This window comes from Streptomyces avidinii (assembly GCF_045161815.1).
In the GTDB taxonomy this organism is placed as follows: domain Bacteria; phylum Actinomycetota; class Actinomycetes; order Streptomycetales; family Streptomycetaceae; genus Streptomyces; species Streptomyces avidinii.
Genome location: NZ_CP108863.1, coordinates 6,964,210 through 6,987,628, shown reverse-complemented (window position 1 = coordinate 6,987,628; position 23,419 = coordinate 6,964,210). Strand labels below are relative to the sequence as shown.

The window sequence follows — 23,419 nt, the reverse complement described above, 5'->3', positions numbered from 1 at the left end:
AATGCGCTGCACACCCGCAGGAGGTCGATGTGCAGGCGCCGGGTGAGCCACCGGCTCCGCAGGGCCCGGGGGTGCGTGTGCGTGTGCGGATGCGGGTGCCTGTGCGGGTCCGCCGTTCCGGCCGTGTCCACGTCCGCCCACCCCCGTCCTGTCCTCGGCCGCCCCCGACCGGTGCTGGTTAGGCTTCCGGTGGCGGGCCTGTCCGTCGTGGCCGTCCCCCGCAGTCTCGTGGCGGCGCCCGGGGCCGTCAAGAAGGCGGCCGTGACCGGTCGCCGTCGCCTTCCGGAAGGAGTCCCGCGCCCATGTCCCCCGAGACCGGCACGCTGTGCGGCAGTGAAGTACTCGACAATCCGGTCTGGGCCGCGCTGACGGGCACGCACCGCGGATTCGCCGAGTTCGGGCCCGCGGGTCTGGCGGCCCGCTACGCGCCGGACGCGGCCCCTTTCTCGGCCCTCGCCGATCCGGAGGACCCGCGGGCGTGGGCGGACCTGGCCGCGCTGGCCGGCCCCGGGGAGGAGGTCTGGCTGACCGGGCTGCCGACCCCGCCGCCGGGGTGGCAGACGCTGGTGACGCTTGCGGGTGTGCAGCTGGACGGCCGGGCGGTACGGGGCGGTGCCGCGCCGGAGGCGGTGCCGCTGGGGCGCGGTGACGTACCGGAGATGCTGGAGCTGGTGGGGCTGACCAGGCCGGGCCCGTTCCTGGACCGGACGGTCGAGCTGGGCACCTACCTCGGGATCCGTCACGAGGGCCGGCTGGTCGCGATGGCCGGGGAACGGATGCGGCCGGCGGGCTGGTCGGAGATCAGCGCGGTGTGCACCCACCCGGACCACCGGGGCCGGGGTCTGGCGAGCCGCCTGATCCGCACGGTCGCGGCGGCGGCCCGCGAGCGCGGGGACCACCCGTTCCTGCACGCGGCTGCGTCGAACACGGGGGCGGTCCGGCTCTACGAGTCGATGGGCTTCACCCTGCGCCGCAGCCCGCTCTTCCTGGGCCTGCGCACCCCACGGGCGTGACCGCCCCGACCCGCCCCCGCCCCGCCCCGCCCCGCCCCGCCGGGAGGCGTTACGCGGGTGCGCCCGAGGTGAAGCGGCGCAGGAGCGGGGAGAGGACGAGCACCGACTTGGTGCGTTCCACGAAGGGTTCGCCCGCGATGCGTTCCAGGACCCGCTCGAAGTGGCGCATGTCGGAGGCGAAGACCTGGACGAGGGCGTCCGCGTCACCGGTGACGGTCGACGCGGCCACTACCTCGGGATACCGCTCCAACCCTCGCCGGATGTCGTCCGGCGAGGTGTTGTGGCGGCAGTAGATCTCGATGAAGCCCTCGGTCTCCCAGCCCATGGCGGCCGGGTCCACCCGGACGGTGAAGCCGGTGATGGCGCCTTCGGCGCGCAGCCGGTCCACGCGCCGCTTGACGGCGGGGGCGGAGAGCCCGACCTCGGAGCCGATGTCCGCGTAGGAGCGGCGGGCGTCCTCGGCGAGGGCGTGCACGATGCGTTCGTCAAGATCGTTCAGTCGCACGGGGGGTGAATCACTTCTGTTCAGCGACCTCCTCGGCCGTGGCGGCCAGGGCGGCCACAGTGGCCAGGCTGGAGCGGCGCATGCCGTAGAAGAAGTAGATCACGAGCCCGACGGCCATCCAGCCACCGAAGACCAGCCAGGTGATTCCCGGCAGCTCGGTCATCAGGTAGCCGCAGAGCAGGAAGCCCACGATCGGGGTGACCGGGAAGAGCGCGACCCGGAAGGTGCGGTTCATCTCCGGGCGGGTGTAGCGCAGGATGACGACGGCCACGTTGACCAGGGCGAAGGCGAAGAGCGTGCCGATGCTGGTGGCGTTCGCCAGCTCGCCCAGCGGGATGAAGGCGGCGAGCAGTCCGCAGAAGAGGCAGACGATGATCGTGTTGACGCGGGGCGTGCCGGACTTCGGGTCGACCTTGGCGAAGGCCTTCGGCATCAGACCGTCGCGGGACATCGCGAAGAGGATGCGGGTCTGGCCGTAGAGGACGGCGAAGACGACGCTGGCGATGGCGACGACGGCGCCCGCGGCGAGGATGACGCTCCAGAAGGAGTGTCCGGTGACGTTCTCCATGATCTGGGCCAGGGCGGCCTCGCTGCCCTCGAACTCCTGCCACGGCATGGCGCCGACGGCGACCAGGGCGACGAGGCAGTAGATCGCGGTGACGATGGCGAGCGACAGCATGATCGCGCGCGGCAGGTCCTTCTTCGGGTTCTTGGCTTCCTCACCGGCGGTGGAGGCGGCGTCGAAGCCGATGTACGAGAAGAAGAGCATGGAGGCGGCGGTGCTGATGGCGGTGACGCCGAGCGGGGCCAGCGGGGTGTAGTTGCCGGCCTTGATGCCCATGAAGCCGATGACGCAGAAGAGGACCAGCGTCACGATCTTGACGGCAACCATGATCGAGTTGATCCGGGCGCTCTCCTTGGCCCCGCGGAGCAGGAAGACCATGCAGAGCAGGACCACGACCAGGGCGGGCATGTTGATGTAGCCGCCCTCGCCCAGCGGGGCGGAGAAGCCCTCGGGGATGGTGATGCCGAGGGTCCCGTCGAGCAGCTCGTTGAGGTACTGGCCCCAGCCGACGGCGACGGCCGCGACCGAGACGCCGTACTCAAGGATCAGGCACCAGCCGCAGACCCAGGCTATGAGCTCGCCCATGGTGGCGTAGGCGTAGGAGTACGAGGAGCCCGAGACGGGGATGGAGCCCGCGAGCTCGGCGTAGGAGAGCGCCGAGAACAGCGCGGTCAGGCCCGCGACGATGAAGGCGATGAAGACGGCCGGGCCGGCGATCGGGGTGGCTTCGCCGAGGACGACGAAGATGCCGGTGCCCAGGGTCGCGCCGATGCTGATCATGGTCAGCTGCCACATGGTGAGCGACCGCTTGAGCGCGCCGCCCTCACCCTGGCCGCCTTCGGAGACCAGCTGCTCCACCGGCTTGCGGCGGAGCAGCGGGTTGACGGGCCTGCGGGCCTCGGAGGCGAGCGGTGGCGCCTGGCCGTGGTCGAGCACGAGGGGACTCCTTGTCACTGCGGATCGGGGAGGTCAGGGGAGGCGTCGACCGCGACGATCCGGAGCAGGGCAGGGCCCGTCGAAAGAAGGGTCTGCGCCAAGGGGGACCGCCGAGCAGGCGATCCGCGCCACTCCACGTACAGCGAGTGAGCCTACGAGCTGAGTGATACCGCCCGTAATGCACCATCCTTGCACATTGGCGCACGATCGTTGCGCGGATCCGTCACTGACAGTCGTTTGTTGCGTAGGGATGATCGATCGCTGCGCAGGTCGTCCCGGACCCCATTTATTGACACTTCGTCAGATCTGCCGCAGCGTGCCGCCATGGATGTGGACGGCATCGGACGCCAGAGCGCCCACGCGCTCGCCGCCGGCGGCGCCCGCGTGCTGTGCGTGGACCTCGACGGGTACCGGGCCGCGGCCGTCGCCGCCGAGACCGGGGGCCTCCCGTACCGCTGCGACGTGACCCGCCGCGACGCCGTGCGCGACCTCTTCCGGGAGGCTCCGGGGCTGCTGGGCGGCCCGGTGGGCGGGGTGGTCGACATCGTCGGCATGGCCCGGTACGCGGGGCTGCCCGAACTGGACGACGCCGGCTGGGACTGGCACTTCGACGTCGTCCTGCGGCACGCCTGGCTCGCCGCCCAGTACGGCGGCGAGGCCGTCGCGGCCGGCGGGGGCGGCCCGCTGGTCTTCGTGGCCTCCCTCTCCGGGCTGACCGCCGCCCCCCGGCACGCGGCGTACGGGGCGGCGAAGGCCGCCCTGATGGCATTGGTGCGCTCCGCGGCGGTGGAACTGGGTCCGCACGGGGTACGGGTGAACGCGGTGGCACCGGGGGTGGTGTGGACCCCGCGGGTCGCCGCGCTGCTGGGTACCGAAGGGCGGCGGCGCAACGCGGAGAACGCCCCGCTGGGCCGGGTCGCCGAGACCGCGGACATCGCGGCCGCCCTGTACTTCCTGGCCTCGCCGCTGTCCTCGTACGTGACGGGGCAGACGCTCGTGGTGGACGGTGGGGTCGGCGTGAAGTTCCCGTACCCGACGATCGGAGGCGACCTGTGAGACCACCGGGACCCGTGGGCGGCCCTGACGAGCCATCGCCGTGGCAGGACGCGCGGCCCTTCCTGCGCGGGGTCGCCTGGCTGGACCGGGGCCGCCCGGTGCGCGCCGACCCGGCCGACACCATGCGGCTGCCCTGGGACACCGGCGAGCGCTCCACCCTGCCCATCGGGGTCCGGCTGGAGTTCACCACCGAGACCGCGCGGGCCGTGGAGATCCGCTACCGGGCGACCCTGCCCGGCCCCACCGACGCGCTGCGCGACCTGGCGCACGGCTTCGCGCTGTGGGACCGGCACGGGGTGGTCACCGAGGTGTTCACCGAACCGGCCGCGGAGGCCGTCGTACGGATCGACCTGGGCGGCGGAAGCGGCCCGTTCACCGTCCACCCGCCCGAGACCCAGTCCCCGCTGATCCTCGGCCTGCGCGGGATCGGCGGCCCGCTCGCCCCGGCGCCGCCCGCCCCGCGCTGGGTGGTGCACGGCGACTCCATCACCGAGGGCTGGTGGTCCACCCGCCCCGCGCACGGCTGGCCCGCGGTCACCGGCCGGGCGCTCGGCTGGGACACCGTCAACCTCGGCTACGCGGGCGCCGCGCGCGGTGAACTGACCACCGCAGAGCAGCTCGCGGGCCTGCCCGCGGACGTCCTCACCCTCGCCTTCGGCACCAACTGCTGGTCCCGGGTGCCCTTTTCGGCGCCCCTGCTGTACGAGACCACGCGCGCCTTCCTCGAACTGGTCCGCCAGGGCCACCCGCGGACCCCGATCCTGCTGGTCTCCCCCGTCCTGCGACCGGACGCCGAGCGCACCCCCAACAAACTCGGCGCCACCCTGGGCGCCCTGCGCGATGCGATGGAGCGCGCCACCCGGGACCGGATGGCCGCCGGGGACGACCGGCTGGCCGTTCTCCCGGGCCGTGACCTGCTCGGTCCCGAGCATCTGGCGGACGGGCTGCACCCCAACGACAGCGGACACCAGGTGCTCGGCCTCGCTGTGGCCACGGCCCTGCGGCGCACCGGGTTCGGCGTGGGGTGAGTGAAACAGCCCACACCGAACGGGTTGAACAGATCTCGCCCACCGCGGCGTGTCCTGGGCAGAGTTGACGCCACCTGGGTGGCGGACACGAAGGACACCGAAGTGGGAGAGATCAAGATGGGCATCAAGCGCGGAACCACCCTGGCCACGGCCGCGATCGTCGTCGTCCTGGCGGCGACGGCCTGCGGCCCGACGGACGACAAGGCCGCAGACACGACGAAGCCGGTCGGGGCGGCCGCCGCCGCCCAGGACTACGGGCAGGCCCCGGCCGCCGCCGACGGCGCCGCGGGCGCCAAGCCGGCCGGGCAGCTGACCGCCGCCCCCAACGACCAGCTCGGCCAGGTCCTCACCGACAGCGCCGGTCTCACCCTCTACCGCTTCGACAAGGACACGGCCAAGCCGCCGAAGTCGAACTGCGACGGGGACTGCGCGAAGACCTGGCCGGTCGTCGCCGCCGGCGATGTCACCGCCGCCGCCGGCATGGACCCGGCGCTGCTGGGCGAGGTCGTGCGCACCGACGGCAGCAAGCAGCTGACGGTGGCCGGCTGGCCCGCGTACCGCTACAACAAGGACGCCAAGGCCGGTGACGTCAACGGCCAGGGCGTCGGCGGGGTGTGGTTCGCGTTCGGGCCCGACGGGAAGAAGGCCGCGAAGGCGGAGGCCCCGGCTCCGGCCGCGGGCGGCGCCGCCGAGGCCGACGGGAAGCTGTCGGTGGCCAAGGACCCCAAGCTGGGCGACCACATCGTCGACGGCAAGGGCATGACCGTCTACCGGTTCAAGCCGGACACCCAGTGGCCGATGACCTCCAAGTGCGTGGGCGACTGCCTGACCAAGTGGCCGGTCGTCGCGCCGGTGGAGAAGGCCAACGACAAGGGGATCGTCGAGAAGAACTACACGGTGCTCAACCGCCCGGACGGCCAGAAGCAGCAGAGCGTCGACTGCTGGCCCGTCTACACCTTCAGCGGTGACAAGAAGCCCGGTGACGTCAACGGCCAGGGCGTGGGCGGCACCTGGTACGCCGTGTCCCCCGACGGCAAGCTCATCACCGTCCAGTAGTCCCGGCCACTCCCTCCCCCCACCCCGTTCGCGCGGCCCCCGCCCACATCCCCCCTGGGCGGGGGCCGCGCCCTTTCCCCGTTCCGCCCGGACGGAGTCCTCTCTAGACTCGGCCGCATGCTGCGCGTACTGGCCGTCGACGACGAGAAGCCGCTCCTGGAGGAACTCCTCTACCTGCTGCGCTCGGACCCCCGGGTGCGCAGCGCGGAGGGCGCCTCGGACGCCACCGAGGCGCTGCGCCGGGTCACCCGGGCGCTGGAGTCCGGCCCCGACGGGGCCGACGGCATCGACGTGGTCTTCCTGGACATCCACATGGCCGGGCTGACCGGGCTGGACATCGCCCGGCTGCTGGCCGGGTTCGCGCGGCCGCCGCTGATCGTGTTCGTCACCGCCCACGAGGGTTTCGCCGTACAGGCCTTCGACCTCAAGGCCGTGGACTACGTACTGAAGCCCGTGCGCCCGGAGCGGCTGGCCGAGGCCGTCCGGCGGGCCTGTGAGCAGCTGGGCCGCTCCGAGGAGGCCGCGCCGGCTCCGGCGGCGGCCGCCGAGGTCCCGGTGGCGGGCGCGGCGGCGGTGCCGCGCCGCCCGGTCACCGAGGTCACGGTCGCCGACCGGGGCGGCGACCAGATCGCCGTCGAACTGGGCGGGGTCACCCGCTTCGTGGCCATCGCGGACATCTCCTACGTCGAGGCTCAGGGCGACTACGCGCGCCTGCACACCGACGAGGGCAGCCACCTGGTCCGGATCCCGGTGTCCACGCTGGAGGAACGCTGGGCGGCTCGCGGGTTCGTACGGATCCACCGCCGGCATCTGGTGGCGCTGGCCCGGATCGACGAGCTGCGGCTGGAGGCCGGGACCACGAGCGTCCGGGTGGGAGCGGCGGAGCTCCAGGTGAGCCGCCGGCACGCGCGGGAGCTGCGGGACCTTCTGCTGCGGCAGGCGACCGGCTGAAACCGGCCGCCGCGCGGGCACCGCGAGCGCCTCGTGCCCTTCGCCCGTGACCGTCCGGCGCTCGGCGGCGCCGTTCGTCGCGCCGGGAGGGGCGTACGGCGATCCGCCGGAGCCGTCGGCCGCACCGCTCGTCCGATCGGCCCTCCGGGGTCGTGGCTCCTGCGTATCGTGGATCTTCCGGCGCGGGAGGAGCGAAATGTCCGAGATCCAGGCGCTGGTCGACGCCCTGAGCGGGCTGCCCCGCGCCCGGCCCGCGGGGCCCGCCGAGGCCGAGGTGCTGCTGGCCCGGCTGCGCAGTGCCGCCGCCCGCTGGGCCGACGTCCTGTACGAGGCCCGCGAGGAGGTCCGCGAGCAGGTGCCGCCGCGCGCGGAGGCCGCCCTGACGCTGGCGTTCCGGCGCGCGGAGGAGTCGTACGTGGAGTTGGAGATCGCCCTGCGCGACTGCGCGGAGCACCGCGACCCGGCTCTGTGACCCGCTCTCCGGCGGGCCCGGCGGGCGGTCCGAATCGGACCTGTCGCCCGGTCAGGGGGCGTGCGTAGACTCCGGGCACCCCTCCCCCTGCCGAAGGACCGACCGGTGAACCAGACGTACGCGCTGACCGCGGTCGCCGTCGTCGTCCTGGTCACGGTCCTGGTGGGCGCGCTGGGCCTGCGGATATCCCGGACCACCTCCGACTTCTACGTCGCCTCGCGCACGGTGGGGCCCCGTCTGAACGCGGCGGCCATCAGCGGCGAATACCTGTCCGCGGCGTCCTTCCTCGGGGTGGCGGGGCTGGTGCTGCTCCAGGGGCCCGAGATGCTCTGGTATCCGGTGGGCTACACCGCCGGGTACGTGGTGCTGCTCGTGCTGGTGGCGGCCCCGCTGCGCCGCTCCGGCGCGTACACGCTGCCCGACTTCGCCGAGGCGCGGCTGGAGTCGCTGGTGGTGCGCCGGATCGCGGTGCTGTTCGTGGTGGGGGTCGGCTGGCTGTACCTGCTGCCGCAGTTGCAGGGGGCCGGGCTGACCCTGGAGATCCTGACCGGGGCACCGCACTGGGTCGGGGGGCTGGTCGTCGCGTGCGTGGTGACGGTGGCGGTGGCGGCCGGCGGGATGCGTTCGGTCACCTTCGTCCAGGCCTTTCAGTACTGGCTGAAGCTCACGGCGCTGCTGGTGCCGGCCTTCTTCCTGCTCGCGGCGTGGGCCGGGGACGGTGCGCCGCGGGCCACCTTCGACGCCCCGGCCGTCTTCCGGGAGCACACCTCGGTGACGGTCGCGGAGGACGTGCGGCTGTCCGTGGCGCAGCCGCTGACGGTGACGGTGACCGGGCAGGTGGACGGGCGCGGCTATGTGTCGGCCCCGCTGACCCTGGCCGCCGGCGAGCATGCCGTACGGGCTCACGCGCGGCTGGAGTTCGCCGCGGACACGCCCGTTCCGGACACCCGGACGCAGGCCCGGCCCGGGGTGTCCACCTGGTCGGTGCCGATGTCCGGCGGGCTGCGCGAGTACCGGCTGTACGCCACCTACGGGCTGATCCTGGCGACGTTCCTCGGCACGATGGGCCTGCCGCACGTGGCGGTGCGGTTCTACACGAGCCCCGACGGGCGGACCGCGCGCCGCACCACGCTGGTCGTGCTCGCGCTGGTCGGGGTCTTCTACCTGCTGCCGCCGGTGTACGGGGCGCTGGGCCGGATCTACGCCCCCGAGCTCGCCCTCACCGGCGACGCGGACGCGGCGGTGCTGGTGCTGCCCGAGCGGATGCTGGGCGGGCTGCTCGGTGATCTGCTGGGCGCGCTGCTGGCCGGGGGCGCCTTCGCGGCGTTCCTGTCGACGGCATCGGGGCTGACCATGGCGGTGGCCGGGGTGCTGCACCAGGACGTGCTGCCGGCGCGGGGGGTGCGCAGCTTCCGTTCGGCGGCGGTCGTGGCGATCGCGGTGCCGCTGGCCGGGAGCGTGGCGGCGACGCAGGTGCCGGTGGCGGACGCGGTGGGCCTGGCCTTCGCCGTGTCGGCTTCCTCGTTCTGCCCGCTGCTGGTGCTGGGCATCTGGTGGCGCGGGCTGACCCCGCCGGGTGCGGTGGCCGGGCTGGTCACCGGCGGCGGGGCGGCGCTGAGCGCGGTGCTGGCGACCCGGGCCGATCTGGCCCCGCCGGGCTGGCTGCACACGCTGCTGGCCTGGCCCGCGGCGTGGTCGGTGCCGCTCGGGTTCCTGACGATGGTGGCGGTGTCGCTGGCCACCCGGTCGCGGATCCCGGCCGGGACGGCGGCCACCCTGGCCCGGCTGCACCTGCCGGAGGTCGTGGCCGGGGAGCGGGCGGGGGGGCCGCGGTGACCGGGGTGGAGCCGGCCCTCCTGGCGCTGCCGGCGGCGGGTGCGGTCCTGCTGCTGGGTGCGGGCTGGGCGGCGGGCCGCCGGCACGCCCGCCACGGCGAGCGGGCGGCCGGTACGGACCTGGGTACCCCGGTGGAGCGGGCCACCTTCCACACCCTGCACACGGCTTCGCTGGCCGCTCCCCCGCTGCGGGCCGGGCTCACGGAGGACGCGGCCCGCAAGGCGGCCCGGCGGCTGCGGTCGCTGCTGGGCACGGAGGCGCTGTGCCTCACCGACCGGGAGTCGGTGCTGGCCTGGGACGGTCCGGGCGCCGACCACCATGAGCGGCGGGCGATGGCCCGGGTGGCGTTGATGCTGGCGTCGGGGCGAAGTCAGAGCGTGCGCACGGAGTGTCAGCGGCCCGACTGTCCGCTGAAGTGGGCGGTGGTGGCCCCGCTGACGGGCGAGGACGGGGTGCTGGGCGCGCTGGTGGCGTACGGGTCGCGTGAGTCGGCGGTGCTGGTGCGGGCCGCGACGGAGGTCGCGCGGTGGGTGTCCGTACAGCTGGAGCTGTCGGAGCTGGACCGGTCACGGACGCGGTTGATGGAGGCGGAGATCAAGGCGCTGCGGGCGCAGATCTCCCCGCACTTCATCTTCAACTCCCTGGCTGCGATCGCCTCGTTCGTCCGGACCGATCCGGAGCGGGCGCGGGAGCTGCTGCTGGAGTTCGCGGACTTCACCCGGTACTCCTTCCGGCGGCACGGCGACTTCACCACGCTGGCCGACGAGTTGCGCTCCGTCCAGCAGTATCTGGCCCTGGCCGGTGCCCGGTTCGGTGACCGGCTGAAGGTGACTCTGCAGGTGGCGCCGGAGGTGCTGCCGGTGGCGCTGCCGTTCCTGTGCCTGCAGCCCCTGGTGGAGAACGCCGTCAAGCACGGGCTGGAGGACTCCACCGAGGAGTGCCGGATCACCATCACGGCGCAGGACGCGGGCTCGGAGGCGGTGATCACGGTGGAGGACAACGGGGTCGGGATGGATCCGGCGCTGCTGCGGAGGATCCTGGCCGGGGAGCGCGGTGGCTCCTCCGGGATCGGGCTGCCCAATGTCGACGAGCGGATCCGGCAGGTGTACGGGGACGAGTACGGTCCGGTGATGGAGACGGGCGTCGGGGCGGGCATGAAGGTCACGCTGCGCATTCCCAAGTACCGTGCGGGCGTGCACAGTGCGCCCCCGGTCCACCGGCCTCCCCGCCCCTGACGGACGGCCCCGGTGGCCGGGTCCGGGCAGCGCCCGGACCCGGAGGGGGGCCATGAGGGGAGCTAGCTCCAGCTGGCGTGCAGCGGCTTGCCCTCGGCGTAGCCGGCGGCGGACTGGATGCCGACCACGGCCTTCTCCTCGAACTCGGCGAGGGAGCCGGCACCGGCGTAGGTGCACGAGGAGCGGACGCCCGCGATGATCGAGTCGATCAGGTCCTCGACACCCGGGCGGCCCGGGTCGAGGAACATCCGCGAGGTGGAGATGCCCTCCTCGAAGAGACCCTTGCGGGCACGGTCGTACGCCGACTCCTCGCTCGTGCGGTTCTGCACCGCGCGGGCGGAGGCCATGCCGAAGGACTCCTTGTAGAGGCGGCCTTCGGCGGACTGCTGGAGGTCGCCCGGGGACTCGTAGGTACCGGCGAACCAGGAGCCGATCATCACGTTGGACGCACCGGCGGCCAGCGCCATCGCCACGTCGCGCGGGTGACGGACGCCGCCGTCGGCCCACACGTGCTTGCCGTACTTCTTCGCCTCGGCCGCGCACTCCAGCACCGCGGAGAACTGCGGGCGGCCCACGCCGGTCATCATGCGGGTGGTGCACATGGCGCCGGGGCCCACACCGACCTTGATGATGTCCGCGCCGGCCTCGATGAGGTCCTTGACGCCCTCGGCGGCGACGATGTTGCCCGCCACGATCGGGACCTGCGGGTCCAGGGCGCGGATGGCCCTGATCGCGTTGATCATCGACTCCTGGTGGCCGTGCGCCGTGTCGATGACGAGCGTGTCCACGCCCGCGTCGAGCAGCTGCTTGGCCTTGGCCACGAAGTCGCCGTTGATGCCGACGGCGGCCGCGATGCGCAGCTTGCCGTCGGCGTCGGTGGCCGGGGTGTAGAGCGTCGCGCGCAGTGCGCCCTTGCGGGTGAGGATGCCGACGAGCCGTCCGTCCTTGTCGACGGCCGGGGCCAGCTTGCGGTGGCCCGCGTCGAGCTGGTTGAAGGCCTCGCGGGGGTCCATGTCGGCGTCGATGAGCAGCAGCTCCTTCGACATGACCTCGGAGAGCTGGGTGAAGCGGTCGACGCCGGTCAGGTCGTGGTCGGTGACGACGCCGACCGGGCGGCCCTCGGCGTCGACGACGACGCCGGCGCCGTGGGCGCGCTTGGGCAGCAGGGACAGCGCGTCCGCGACGGTCTGGGAGGGCGCCAGCGTGATCGGGGTGTCGAGCACGAGGTGGCGGGTCTTCACCCAGGAGATGACGTCGGTGACGACCTCGATCGGGATGTCCTGCGGGATGACGACGATGCCGCCGCGGCGGGCGACCGTCTCGGCCATCCGGCGGCCCGCGATGGCGGTCATGTTGGCCACGACGAGGGGAATGGTGGTGCCGGTTCCGTCGGGCGAGGACAGGTCGACACCCTGACGGGAACCGACCGCGGAGCGGCTCGGCACCATGAACACATCGTCGTACGTCAGGTCGTACGGCGGCTTCAGGTCATTGAGGAAACGCACGTGCTGAACATCCCAGTCGATCGAAGGATCCGTCTACGCCCCGGCAGGACAGCCGAGGAAACGCACGTACTTCATTCTCCCACGACCTGGAGTTCACGCCGCCCGGGCTGATCGTCCAGGACGGGCCGGGCCGGATGGTCGTTTCCTACGGGACCTTGGTCCCGGCGGGCCGGGGCCGGCGGTGGACCGGGCCCCGGCGGCGGGCCAGCGGGAGCACCGAGCCGCCGTGCCGGACCGCCGTGAACTCGGCGGCGATGGCCAGGGCCGTCTCCTCCGGGGTGGCGCCGCCGAGGTCGAGGCCGATGGGTGAGCGCAGCCGGGCCAGCGCGGAGTCGGTGACGCCCTCGGCCCGCAGGCGTCGGACGCGTTCGGTGTGGGTGCGCCGTGATCCCATGGCCCCCACGTAGCCCAGGGGCAGCCGCAGCGCGAGTTCCAGCAGCGGTACGTCGAATTTGGCGTCGTGGGTGAGGACGCAGATGGCGGTACGGGAGTCCAGGCGGCCCGCCGCGCTCTCCGCGGCCAGGTGCCGGTGCGGCCAGTCGACGATCACCTCGTCGGCGTCGGGGAAGCGGGCCGGGGTGGCGAAGACGGGCCGGGCGTCGCAGACGGTGACCCGGTGGCCGAGGAAGGCGCCGATCCGCGCGAGGGCCGCGGCGAAGTCGATGGCGCCGTAGACGAGGAGCCGGGGCGGCTCGGCGGCGGATTCGACCAGCAGGGTGAGCGGCTGCCCGCAGAGTCCGCCGGCCGAGCCCAGCTCGGCGGTGCCGGTGCGCCCGGCCAGGAGCAGGGCCCGTACCTGCCGGGCGGCGGTCCGGTCCAGGTCGGGTCCGCCCGCCAGCCCGCCCTCGTAGGAGCCGTCGGCGTGGACGGCGAGCGCGCGGCCGAGCTGGGGCGGCGGTCCGGAGACCACCCGGGCGAGCGCGGCCCGGGTTCCCCCGGCGGCGGCGTCGAGCACCGAGCCGAGTACGGGCCGGACCGGGTCGAGCCCGCGGACCGGGGTGACCAGGACGTCGAGGACTCCGCCGCAGGTCAGGCCCACGGCGAAGGCGTCTTCGTCGCTGTAGCCGAAGCGGTGCAGGCCGCCTTCGCCGGAGGCGAGGGCGTCGAGGCACAGCTCGTGCACGGCGGATTCCACGCAGCCTCCGGAGATGGAGCCGAGCGCGGTGCCCCGGTCGTCGACGGCGAGGGAGGCGCCGGGTCCGCGGGGAGCGCTCCCGTCGACGGCGACGACGGTGGCCAGGGCGAACTCGCGCTGCGCGGCGCACCACGCGCGTAGCTCGTCGGCTATGTCGAGCATCAGCGGATGTATTCGCGGCGCGGGGTCTGCCCGGGCACGTGCGGGCGCGGCGGCAGTACGGCCGGGGTGGCCGGGCCGGTCGCGGGTGGCCGGGCCGTGGCGGCGGCGGACCGGGTGGGTCCGGGGTATCCGTCGGGCAGCCGGGGGCGCGCACCGAGCAGTTTCGCGGCGTGGGCCACGCTGGCGAGGGTGGCGTGGTGGTGCCAGCCGCGGAAGGAGCGGCCCTCGAAGTCCCGGATGCCGACGGGTTCGCAGGTCTCGGCGAAGTCGAGGGAGACGCGGTCGGTGAGTTTGGCGAGCAGGAAGAGCTGGGCGAGCGGCCGGTCGCCGATGTTGGTGATCCAGAACTCGGAGGGCAGCAGGGCGGCTTCGGTCCAGGCTCCGACCAGCATCAGCGGGGTGGGCGGCGCGGGTACGGGGCGGTCCTCGCAGGGGGTGGCGAGGATCGAGGCCGAGGTCAGCAGGGTGACTGCGCCCTCGGCACGGCCGTGCCGGGTCCATTCGACGACGCGGCGCTGGGATCGCAGGGAGTCGATGAGTTCGCGGGCGGGGGCGGTGTGCGGACCGGGTTTGTGCCGGCCGGCGCCGCCGAAGGAGACGGGGAGGGAACCGTCGACCTTGAAGACGAAGGGGATGTCCTGGAGGGTGAAGGACTCGATGCTCTGCGACAGGTCGGCGCCCGCGACCTCCATCACCACGGGCCGGCGCTGGAGTTGCCAGGTGGCGGCCATCCGCTGGACGGCGTGGACGGCGTCCTGGGCGGGGGTGAGGGAGCGGGCGGTGTCGGGGATGCCGGCCCGTCGCCGGCGCAGGAGTTCGCTGGTCCAGGGCCCGGGGAGGGTGAGGGTCCATTCGACCGGGAAGCTGGCTTCGCTGGAGGCGAGCCAGATGCCGCTCGCCTGCTGGCAGTTGGCGGTGCGGCCGAGCTGGGGGACGAACTGCCGGCCGACGCCGACGGACCGGTCTCCGGCCTTCTCGATGACCATGGGCTGGAGCACCCAGGCCAGGGGGCGCTGTGCGGTGCGTTCGAGGTGCTGGGCGAGGGAGCGGCGGACCGGGGTCCAGTCCCAGGGGGACTTGCTGATGAACTGCTGGAGGCTCTGCTCGACGGAACTGGCTCCTGTTCCGGCGATGTTACGAATTGTTTTCTTTCCGGCGGTCCGCACCAGACCGTTCAGATAAACGCGGGCCCAGTTTCGCTGGTCCCGCCGGGGTAAGGATTCGAAGAGCAGAGAGATCAGGACGTCGATCATTTCGGAGATTTCCGCCGTGGAATCCTCCGGCAGGACTACGCGAGCCATCTGGGCCTCCCCCGCGACCAGCTAGATCCAATACCCTACTTGACCGCGCAGAACGGCCGTAGGCCCCGGCGGCTACTTCCTGAGGTCGCTGGCAGATTCGAGCCGCTCTTCCTCTACCACGAGAGGAATCGGGATCTGGTTCGCCGCATAGTAGATCGCGACCAGGAAGTGGGCGACAAGTGTGAGTGTTGCGGAGTAGAAGGCGAGCAGCACGGTCAGGGGGTAGGCGATGGCACCGAGGCCGAAGCGCACCCGAGTGGCTCGGGCGCCCTCCTTGTCCACCCGTTCGTGGAAGAGGTGGCCGACCCGGGTGACGTACCACCAGAAGGCCAGGAAGGCCATGGCGTAGGCCACCGTGACGCCGCTGTAGAGGACCGCGGCGGCGTTGGCGGAGCCGCCTTCCTCCATGAGGTGCTCGGCGAGCACATTGGTGGTGTAGGGAACCACCGATACCACCATCAGTACCAGGAGATTCAGGAACAACAAGGGGCGGTCGACCCTCTTGAGGTGGCTGAAGATGGTGTGGTGATTCACCCACATCACGCCGATGATGAGGAAACTCACGACGTAAGCGGCGTAATGGGGCCACTGTTCCCGGACTCCGTGCCAGAAGTCCGATCCGGTTTCTTCCGGAACCTTTAATTCCAGAACGAGGATCGTGATGATGACGGCGAATACGCCGTCACTGAATGCCTCGACCCGCCCGGTTTCGTTTTCCATTGCCTCCCCTTTGCCACTTCTTGCATATAAGCGGCTTGCCCGCACGGCGTGCCACACATACGGGGAGGGCGTTGCGGCGCCCTCCCCGCACACGCTACCCAGATTTCGGCCGTCAGCCGCCGAATCCGGCTGTCTGGCGCCAGATCCGGCCATCGCGGACGACGAGCGTCCCGAACGCGTGCTCCGGTTCACCGTTCAGGTTCATGATCGCCCGGTAGAAGATGGTGTCGTCGGTCTCGATGTACTCCTGGAGTTCCACGAGCGTGGGCTTCACGGTGAGATAGCCGGTGAACGTCTCGCGAACGGCTTCGATCCCGACCGACGCCCCCTCGAAGCGCAGCAGCACCGCGTCCTCGGTGTAGTTCTTCATGACGGCCTCGATGTCCAGGGCGGCGAGCGCCTCCATCTGGCGGACGAACACCGGGTGCAGTGTGGAGATGTCGTACTTGGCCATGTCGACTCCGTTTCAACTGGGAGAGGTGCCCACGGCGGGTGCCGTTTCGGGTGTTGCCGCAGGTGAGACGCAGGACCGGGCGCTGCCGGCGAAGGGCAGCCGGACCACCATCCGGGTCTCGCCGGGACGCGAACGGGCGGTGATCGACCCGTGGTGGCGCTGGGTCACGATGCGGTAGCTGAGGTGCAGCCCCAGGCCCGTGCCCTTGCCCACGTCCTTGGTGGTGTAGAACGGTTCGAAGATCCGCGGCAGGGAAGCCGCCGGGATGCCGCGGCCGGTGTCGAGGACCTCCACGACCATGCAGACGCCCTCGGCACGGGCCCGCAGGGTCAGGACGCCGGCGCCCTCCATGGCCTCGGCAGCGTTGTCGACCAGGTTGGTCCACACCTGGTTCAACTCACTGGGATAGCCCGTCAGTTCGGGCAGTCCGGGCTCGTACTCACGCACGATGCTGATACCGGCGAGCTTCGCACGCAGAACGACCAGCGTGTTCTCCAGGCCCTCCGTCACCCGGAAGCTCTGTTCGGGCGCGCGGTCCAGGTTGGCGTAATCCCGGGTGGCGGAGACGAGTTGGGAGATCCGGGGGCCGGCGGCCCGGAGCTCCGCGGCGAGCGAGCGGATCTCCAGCAGCGCCGCCAGATGGTCCAGGGCGCGGGCGAGGGCCGGCGCCCCCACCCCCTCCAGCCGCTGCACCAGCCAGCCCAGCTCCAGCCCGAGGTCGGCGACCCCCGAGCCGAGCAGGCCGGGCCGTTCGGTGCCCGCCTCCTCGGCCCAGTCGGCGATCTCCTCCTCCGCGTCGGCCTGGGCGAACGGGTCGGTGGTCACCGGCGGCGGCAGCTTGTCCAGTTCCTCGGCGATCCGGTCGAGGACGGCACGCTCGGCGCCCGAGGCGGCCGCGCCCCAGGCCTGGGCGGTACGGGTGAGGCGCTCCAGGGCGGGGGCCAGTTCCTGCGCGGCCCGGGCCACCGCCGCCGCCGGGTTGTTCAGCTCGTGGGCGAGCCCGGCGGCCAGGGTGCCGAGCGCCTCCACGGTGGCCCGCTTGCGGGCCTGCACCTCGGAGGACTTGATGCGCCAGGCCAGTACGGGGATCAGTACGGCGGCCACCCCGTGGCAGCGGGTCAGCATCTCGAAGAAGACGGGCTTCGGGTAGGCCACGACGGTGGTCGACGGGCCGCTGGCGGCCGCGGTGGCCACGTAGGAGCCGTCGGTCAGCAGCGGCAGTTCGCCGGTGAAGCGGTGGGCGGCGGAGGGCTTGCCGTCGTGGTCGTCGGCGGCCGCGCTCTCCTCCTCGGTGGAGTGCCGGGTGAGCACCTCCTCCCGGCCGTCGACGACCTTGGTGACGACCAGCCCGCCGGACAGCAGGATGTGGAAGCCGGTGGCCTCCTCGCCGTCCCGGAAGAGCACGTCGCCGTCGGCGAGGACCCGGGGCTGCGACACGGAGACCAGCCAGTCCAGCTGTTCCTCGGTGATCCGGGCGAAGATCTCCAGCCCGCGCAGGGCGGACCTCAGCCCGGGGCCCTCCGTGTCCGCCGTGTTCACGTCGTACTCCCCTCGGCCCGGGTACGGGCGGCCAGTCGCAGGGTGGCCAGCAGGGCCAGCACGCACACGCCGGCCACTGCGGCCATGAAGCCGACCGAGGTGCGGTGCAGTCCGTGGATGTTGGTGAGCATCCCGGCCAGGACCGCCGGCACGCTCATCGCGAGGTACGCGAAAACGTATACGGCGGCGGTCAGTTCACCGCGGTGCGCCGGGTCCGCCAGCGCGCTCAGCGCGCGGAAGGAACCGAGGAAGGCGGCGCCCCAGCCGCTGCCGAGGACGGCCGTGGCCACGAGGAACACGGCGGCCGAGCCGAGACCCAGGGCGAGCAGCACCAGGCCGAGTCCGGCGAGGAGGCCGGACAGCCCGAGCACGGCGGTGCGCAGCGCCCCGGTGCGGCCGAGCATCAGCTGGGCGACGGTGGCGGCGCCCGCGAGCAGGGCGACCGTGGCCCCGCCGACGAGGTAGTTGGTGGATTCCAGCAGGGACAGTGCCAGGTGCGGGCCGAGCGACAGGTAGAACCCGCCCACCGACCAGACGGCGACGATCGTCAGGACGAGGACGGTGAAGCGGCCCCGGGCACCGGCCGGTACGTGGATCCGGTGCGGGACCACCCGGAACCGGCCGCCGGCGCCCGGCGCGCTCTCCCGCATCCGGACCACCCCCACCAGGGTCACGGCGAAGGCCCCGACCAGCAGCAGGTAGCTCAGGGCGGTCGGCGCGGGCGCGAACTGGACGAGGAGGCCGGCTCCGATCCCGCCGAGCCCGATGCCCACGGTGGGGCCCGCGCTGTTGACCTGGGCGCCGAGCGCGGGTCTCGACGCCGGGCTCAGTTCCAGCAGGGCCGCGCCCATCGCCCCGGTGGCGAGGCCCACGGCGAGTCCCTGGACGGCGCGGGCGGCCAGCAGCAGCCCGAGTCCCCCGGCTCCGGCGAACAGGGCCATCGAGACCATCGCCAGGACCAGTGCGGCGCCGAGGACCGGGCGCCGGCCCAGGGTGTCGGAGAGTGACCCGAACAGCAGGAGTCCGGCCAGCACGGTGACGGCGTACAGGGCGAAGACCACCGTGATCGTGCCGGAGGAGAGCCCCCACTTCTGCTGGTAGAGCACGTAGAGGGCGGAGGGCACGGAGGAGGAGAGCATCAGCAGGACGAGGACCGCGCCCACCACCCAGAAGCCGGAACCTCTGGGCGCACTGGCCGCGTGTGCGGCTCGGTGCACGGTCACCCCCGTGATCGTCTCGGATGTTTCGGCCACTGCGTCACTCAACTCCCCCGTGATGAGCTCGTGGTGGGCCCGTGATGGACCCCGTGACGGGTAGTGCTGTGGCCGGAAAGGTTGGCCGGGTCGCGGCGTCCGGTGCATGGGGTCTCCCCAGGCCCGCAGGGCCTGGGGGAAGCATCGCAAGGCGGAGGGCCGCGGGCCGTACTGGACGTACTTCCATGGTCCGACAACGCGGCGAGGTGCCGTGCCGGGCGTCGCGACCCGGTGGACCTTTCCGGTCACCGCACTAGCGGGCGAGGGCCTGCTCGGCCCTCTGCAGGGCGCGGGCCGTGAGGACCCCGACGAGATGGCCGAGGTACTCGGCCGAGGTGCCGCGCCCGGGCACGAAGACCTCCCGGGGCTCGGCGCGGAAGGCCGCGAGCACGGCGTCCGTGCCGTACGGTCCCCCGCGCAGCCGGTCCTCGACCCCGCGCAGCCGCAGCGCGCGGGAGGTGGCTCCGGTGACGGCGATGCGCAGCCCGCCGGGGGTGATCCGTACGGCGGTGGCGCACACCGGGTAGCGGGTGGCCCGGTCGGCGGTCTTCTCGAAGGCGGCGGCCGGGCCGGCGGCGGGCACCAGCAGCGCGGTGAGGACCGAACCGGCGGGTGCCGGGCCGGCGGCGAGCTCCTCGGCCGGCACGGTGGACCGCCCGTCGGGGCCGGCCAGTTCGGCCACGGCGTCGGCGGCCATGGCGGCGACCGGCAGGTCGGTGGCGCGCCCGGCGGCGAGGAGGTTGCCGCCGACGGTGCCGAGGTTGCGGACCTGGGGGTCGCCGTTGGCGCGGGCCGCGGCGGCCAGCTCCGGGGCCTCGGCGCGCACCAGCGGGTCGGTGGCGAGCTCGGCGAGCGTGGTGAGGGCCCCGATCCGCAGCCGCGTGCCGTCGGGGGTGCGCCCGATGCCGCGCAGCTCCGCCAGGCGCCTGATGTCGACCAGCAGCCCGGCCCGGTCGGCCCCGGAGCGCAGGTCGGGGAGCAGGCTCTGGCCACCGGCCAGGACCTTGGCGCCGCGCGTCCCGGACAGCAGGGCCAGCGCCTCGTCGAGGCCCGCGGGCCGGACGTAGTCGAACTCGGTGAGGATCACTGGGCTTCCCCTCTCAGGCGGCGCCAGACCTTCTCGGGGGTGACGGGCATGTCGATGTGCTGGACGCCCAGGTCGGAGAGGGCGTCGACGACGGCGTTGACGACGGCCGCGGCGGGCGGGACGGTGGCGATCTCGCCGGCGCCCTTGGCGCCGAGCGGGTTGTGCGGGCTGGGCGTGACGGTCTTGTCGAGCGTGAAGAACGGCACGTCGGCGGCGCGCGGCAGGGCGTAGCGGGTGAGGTCGGAGCTGACGAGCAGGCCCTGTTCGTCGTAGACCGCGGCCTCCATCAGGGCCTGGCCGAGGCCGTGGGTGATGCTGCCCTCGATCTGGCCGAGGACGATCTTGGGGTTGCCGATGTGGCCGGCGTCGTCGACGGCGGTGTAGGACACCACTTCGGTCTCGCCGGTCAGTTCGTCGATCTCGACGACCGCGACGTGCGTTCCGAAGGGGTAGTTGAAGTCCGGCGGGTCGAAGTGGGTGGTCTCGTCGAGGGCGGGCTCGATGTCCGCGGGCAGCCCCCAGCCGTACCACATGGCCATCGCCAGCTCGGCGAAGGTCTTGCCGTTCTCCTCGTTGCCCTCCTCGTGGACCCGGCCGCCCTCGTAGACGACCTTGTCCTCGGGGACCCCCAGGAAGACGGCCCCGGCCCGGATCAGCTTGCTCTTGATCTTCCGGGCGGTGAGGGCGACGGCGGGCGCCGCCATGCTGTAGGAGCGGGAACCGTAGGTGCCCTGCCCGTACGGCGCCTTCTGCGTGTCGCCCTCCAGGACCTGGACGGTGTCCGGGTCGATGCCCAGCTCGTCGGCGGCGACCTGCGCGAAGACCGTGCCGTGGCTCTGGCCGGTGGAGGCGGAGCCCACGATCACGGTGACCTCGCCGGTCGGGTGGACGCGGATGTTCGCGCTCTCCCAGGTGCCGCCGAGCATGCCCTCCTGGGACATCCGGGTGGAGGGGCCGACTCCGCAGATCGCGACGTAGGTGGCGAGGCCGACGCCGAGCCGCTTGCCGCGGGTGCGGGCCTCGGCCTTGCGGGCGGGCATGTCGGCATAGCCGGACAGCTCGATGGCCCGGTCGAAGTTCAGCCGGTAGTTCCCCGAGTCGTAGGTCCAGCCGAGGCCGTTGTCGTACGGGAACTTCTCCTTCGGCACCAGGTTCCTGCGGCGGACGGCCGCCGGGTCCATGCCGATCTCGGAGGCGTACCGGTCGACCAGCCGCTCCATGAGGAAGGCTGCCTCGGCGCGTCCGCTGCCTCGCTGGGCGCCGAGGGAGACGGTGTTGGTGAAGGCGGCGTACACCTCGCAGAAGGCGGCGTCGATGTCGTACATGCCGCTGATGGAGCGGCCCATCAGCGCGGTGGCGACACCGGGGCCGATGGTGGAGGGGTACGCGCCGAGGTTGGCGTAGCTGGTGCAGCGCACGGCGGTGATCCGGCCGTCACGGGTGCCGGCGAGGGTGACGTGCTGGCGGTGGTCGCGGCCCTGGACGGTGGAGTTCATCAGTCCGGTGCGGGTGTCCACCCACTTCACGGGGCGGCCGAGCGCCTTGGAGAGCAGCAGGACGAGGGCCATGTCCGGGTACAGGTACCCCTTGGTGCCGAAGCTGCCGCCGACGGTCGGGGCGATGACCCGGAGCTTGTTGAAAGGGATGCCGAGGACCAGCGCGGAGAGCAGGAAGCGGTGGTTGTGCGGGCCCTGGGTGGAGGCGTAGAGGGTGTACTCGCCGGTGGCCGCGTTGTGGTCGCCGATCGCGCCGCGCGGCTCGATGGGGCTGTTGATGGTGCGCTGGTTGACCAGGTCGAGCTCGACGGTGACCTCGGCGGCGGCGATGGCCGCGTCGGTACGGTCCTTGTCGCCGCAGGTCCAGTACGCGTTGAGGTTGCCCGGGACGGCCTCGTGGAGCTGTGGCGCGCCGTCGGCGAGGGCCTCGTCGGCGCGGGTGACGACGGGCAGCGGCTCGTACTCGACGGCGATGGCGGCCAGCGCGGCGGCGGCCTGCCGGGGGGTCTCGGCGACGACCACGGCGATGGGGTCGCCGACGTGCCGGACGGTGTCGCCGGTGAGCACGGGGCGGGCGCCGGGAAGTCCGTAGGGGTGGGGCGGGAAGTGGCTCTCGACGCCGCCGGGGATCCAGATGCAGGGCAGCGGCATGACGTCGGTGAAGTCGGCGGCGGTGGCCACCTTGAGCACGCCGGGCAGTTGCTCGGCGGCCTTGGTCTCGATGGAGAGGATCTTCGCGTGCGCCACCGGGCTGCCCAGGATGGCCATGTGGGCGGTGCCCGGCAGGTCGATGTCCGCCACGTACGTGGCCTCGCCGCGCAGCAGCTGCGGATCCTCGCGGCTGTCCAGCGGCTGCCCGAGGACACCGCCCCCCACGGCCGGGGCCTCCCCCGTCACTGCGGTCATGTCCCTCACACCTCCTGTGCGGCAGCGCCGGATGCGGCGACGGCGGCGGACTCGGCGGAGCCGGCGGGCACCTCGGCGCGGGCGGCCGCGCAGGCGCGCTGCACGCCCCGTACGACGCTGTGGTAGCCGGTGCAGCGGCACAGGTTGCCGGTGAGCCACTCGCGGATCTCGGGTTCGGTGGGGGCCTCGGCGCCGGCGGTGGAGTCGACGAGTTCGCCGAGGGCCATCACCATACCCGGGGTGCAGAAGCCGCACTGGGTGCCGTGCTCCTGGCGCAGTGCCTCCTGGAGGCCGGTCAGCTCACCGCCGCGGGTGGTCTCGCCCTCGATGGTGGCCACCTCGCTGCCGTCGGCGGAGGCGGTGAGGACCAGGCAGCTCTTGACGGACCTGCCGTCGAGGCGGACGACGCAGGTGCCGCACTGGCCGGTGTCGCAGCCGACCTTGGTGCCGGTCAGCCCGAGGCCGTCGCGGAGCCTCTCCACGAGCAGCTCGTTCGGCTGCGCCGAGAATTGCTCGGGTCTTCCGTTCACTTTCAGTGTGATATCCATGCCAGCGCCTGCGCTTCCGTGAGCGTCCGGTTGAAAAGGGGCCCGCCGGGCTGCTGGAGAATTCCTCCGGAGTACAACGGGCCGGTGTCCACGGGCGCGAATCCCAGATCCGTGATGATTCCCGCGACGATTTCCTTCGCTTTCACGTCGTCGCCCGCGGTGAAATGTGCCAGGCGGTCTCCGGATGCGGTGCCGGCGACGGCGAGGGTTTCGTAATGCATGGTGTTCAGGGATTTCACGACCTGGGCGCCGGGATACCACTCGGCGACCAGATCGCTGGAGCCGCGCCCGCCGAGGTCGGCGGGCGCTCCGGGGCCGCCGAGGTCGGCGGGCGCTCCGGGGCCGCCGAACGCGTTCGTCGCGTCGACCAGCACCTTGTCCTGCACGGCGTGCGGCGGGAGCAGTCCGCGGACGCTCCCGAAGGGCACCATCAGCACCAGGAGTTCGGCGCGGGCCGCGGCCTCGGCGGGGTGCGCCGCCGCGGCCGCCGGCCCCAGCTCGGCCACGAGCGGGCCGAGCGCCTGCGGGCCCCGGGCGCCCGCGAGGACGACCTGGTGCCCCGCCGCCACGAGGATCCTGGCGAGGGTCGAGCCGATCCGCCCGGTGCCGATGATGCCTGTCCGCATTGCCGCTCCTCGGGAAGGGGGTCTCGGTCGCAGT

The 23,419-nt window shown here is 72.8% G+C and carries 21 protein-coding genes; 8 read left to right on the top strand and 13 right to left on the bottom strand.

Annotated features, from left to right (window positions below; genetic code table 11):
- Nucleotides 1-302 precede the first annotated feature (302 nt).
- Nucleotides 303-1,013 carry a GNAT family N-acetyltransferase gene (locus OG373_RS31615; RefSeq protein WP_405441769.1) on the top strand — a complete coding sequence of 237 codons (711 nt, stop codon included), beginning with the start codon at nt 303-305 and terminating at the stop codon, nt 1,011-1,013.
- A gap of 49 nt (nt 1,014-1,062) precedes the next feature.
- On the opposite strand, the gene OG373_RS31610 is transcribed toward OG373_RS31615, so the two are convergent.
- Both OG373_RS31610 and OG373_RS31605 read right to left on the bottom strand, forming a co-directional pair.
- Nucleotides 1,063-1,518, bottom strand: a complete 456-nt coding sequence (locus OG373_RS31610) for an Lrp/AsnC family transcriptional regulator (RefSeq protein WP_030388502.1) — start codon at nt 1,516-1,518, stop codon at nt 1,063-1,065.
- A 10-nt stretch (nt 1,519-1,528) separates the two neighbouring features.
- Entirely contained in the window at nt 1,529-3,019 is a 1,491-nt protein-coding gene (locus tag OG373_RS31605; protein ID WP_405441767.1) for an amino acid permease, read from the bottom strand.
- 324 nt (nt 3,020-3,343) lie between these two features.
- Here OG373_RS31605 and OG373_RS31600 point away from each other — a divergent pair, with 324 nt between their 5' ends.
- The 7 genes from OG373_RS31600 (at nt 3,344) to OG373_RS31570 (ending at nt 10,653) form a co-directional block, all read left to right on the top strand.
- A complete protein-coding gene (locus OG373_RS31600; protein ID WP_405441766.1) occupies nt 3,344-4,075 on the top strand; it encodes an SDR family NAD(P)-dependent oxidoreductase in 732 nt (243 codons plus the stop codon).
- A gap of 14 nt (nt 4,076-4,089) precedes the next feature.
- Nucleotides 4,090-5,103, top strand: a complete 1,014-nt coding sequence (locus OG373_RS31595) for a GDSL-type esterase/lipase family protein (protein WP_405441764.1) — start codon at nt 4,090-4,092, stop codon at nt 5,101-5,103.
- Nucleotides 5,104-5,220: 117 nt separating this feature from the next.
- Complete coding sequence (locus tag OG373_RS31590) at nt 5,221-6,159, top strand: SCO0930 family lipoprotein (protein ID WP_405444275.1); 939 nt, start codon at nt 5,221-5,223, stop codon at nt 6,157-6,159.
- A gap of 117 nt (nt 6,160-6,276) precedes the next feature.
- A complete protein-coding gene (locus tag OG373_RS31585) occupies nt 6,277-7,110 on the top strand; it encodes a LytR/AlgR family response regulator transcription factor (RefSeq protein WP_405441763.1) in 834 nt (277 codons plus the stop codon).
- A 196-nt stretch (nt 7,111-7,306) separates the two neighbouring features.
- Nucleotides 7,307-7,582: a hypothetical protein gene (locus OG373_RS31580; protein WP_397733428.1), complete on the top strand. Its 276-nt coding sequence runs from the start codon at nt 7,307-7,309 to the stop codon at nt 7,580-7,582.
- Between the two features lie 105 nt (nt 7,583-7,687).
- Nucleotides 7,688-9,418, top strand: coding sequence for a cation acetate symporter (locus OG373_RS31575; RefSeq protein ID WP_405441762.1), 1,731 nt, complete (start codon nt 7,688-7,690; stop codon nt 9,416-9,418).
- Entirely contained in the window at nt 9,415-10,653 is a 1,239-nt protein-coding gene (locus tag OG373_RS31570; RefSeq protein ID WP_405441760.1) for a histidine kinase, read from the top strand. Before OG373_RS31575 ends, OG373_RS31570 begins: the two co-directional genes overlap by 4 nt.
- Nucleotides 10,654-10,715: 62 nt before the next feature.
- Here the strand turns inward: OG373_RS31570 and OG373_RS31565 are convergent, their stop codons facing one another.
- The 11 genes from OG373_RS31565 to OG373_RS31515 all read right to left on the bottom strand — a co-directional run bounded on the left by OG373_RS31565 (nt 10,716) and on the right by OG373_RS31515 (nt 23,385).
- Nucleotides 10,716-12,158 (bottom strand): GuaB1 family IMP dehydrogenase-related protein, encoded by a 1,443-nt coding sequence (locus tag OG373_RS31565; RefSeq protein WP_405441759.1) that lies wholly within the window; start codon nt 12,156-12,158, stop codon nt 10,716-10,718.
- Between the two features lie 145 nt (nt 12,159-12,303).
- Nucleotides 12,304-13,455, bottom strand: a complete 1,152-nt coding sequence (locus OG373_RS31560; protein WP_405441758.1) for an XdhC family protein — start codon at nt 13,453-13,455, stop codon at nt 12,304-12,306.
- Nucleotides 13,455-14,756, bottom strand: coding sequence for an IS701 family transposase (locus tag OG373_RS31555; protein WP_405441757.1), 1,302 nt, complete (start codon nt 14,754-14,756; stop codon nt 13,455-13,457). Before OG373_RS31555 ends, OG373_RS31560 begins: the two co-directional genes overlap by 1 nt.
- 72 nt (nt 14,757-14,828) lie before the next feature.
- Nucleotides 14,829-15,476, bottom strand: a complete 648-nt coding sequence (locus OG373_RS31550; protein WP_405441756.1) for a TMEM175 family protein — start codon at nt 15,474-15,476, stop codon at nt 14,829-14,831.
- Nucleotides 15,477-15,588: 112 nt separating this feature from the next.
- Nucleotides 15,589-15,930 (bottom strand): nuclear transport factor 2 family protein, encoded by a 342-nt coding sequence (locus OG373_RS31545; RefSeq protein ID WP_405441755.1) that lies wholly within the window; start codon nt 15,928-15,930, stop codon nt 15,589-15,591.
- Nucleotides 15,931-15,942: 12 nt separating this feature from the next.
- Nucleotides 15,943-17,469: an ATP-binding protein gene (locus OG373_RS31540; RefSeq protein WP_405441754.1), complete on the bottom strand. Its 1,527-nt coding sequence runs from the start codon at nt 17,467-17,469 to the stop codon at nt 15,943-15,945.
- On the bottom strand, nt 17,466-18,692 hold the full coding sequence (locus OG373_RS31535; RefSeq protein ID WP_405441753.1) for an MFS transporter: 1,227 nt from the start codon (nt 18,690-18,692) through the stop codon (nt 17,466-17,468). Before OG373_RS31535 ends, OG373_RS31540 begins: the two co-directional genes overlap by 4 nt.
- Before the next feature lie 283 nt (nt 18,693-18,975).
- Nucleotides 18,976-19,809 (bottom strand): FAD binding domain-containing protein, encoded by an 834-nt coding sequence (locus OG373_RS31530; RefSeq protein WP_405441751.1) that lies wholly within the window; start codon nt 19,807-19,809, stop codon nt 18,976-18,978.
- Nucleotides 19,806-22,211: a xanthine dehydrogenase family protein molybdopterin-binding subunit gene (locus OG373_RS31525; RefSeq protein ID WP_405441749.1), complete on the bottom strand. Its 2,406-nt coding sequence runs from the start codon at nt 22,209-22,211 to the stop codon at nt 19,806-19,808. The genes OG373_RS31530 and OG373_RS31525 overlap by 4 nt, the downstream gene beginning before the upstream one ends.
- A gap of 5 nt (nt 22,212-22,216) precedes the next feature.
- Entirely contained in the window at nt 22,217-22,747 is a 531-nt protein-coding gene (locus OG373_RS31520; protein ID WP_405444273.1) for a (2Fe-2S)-binding protein, read from the bottom strand.
- Nucleotides 22,744-23,385, bottom strand: a complete 642-nt coding sequence (locus OG373_RS31515; protein WP_405441747.1) for an NADPH-dependent F420 reductase — start codon at nt 23,383-23,385, stop codon at nt 22,744-22,746. Before OG373_RS31515 ends, OG373_RS31520 begins: the two co-directional genes overlap by 4 nt.
- Nucleotides 23,386-23,419 lie beyond the last annotated feature (34 nt).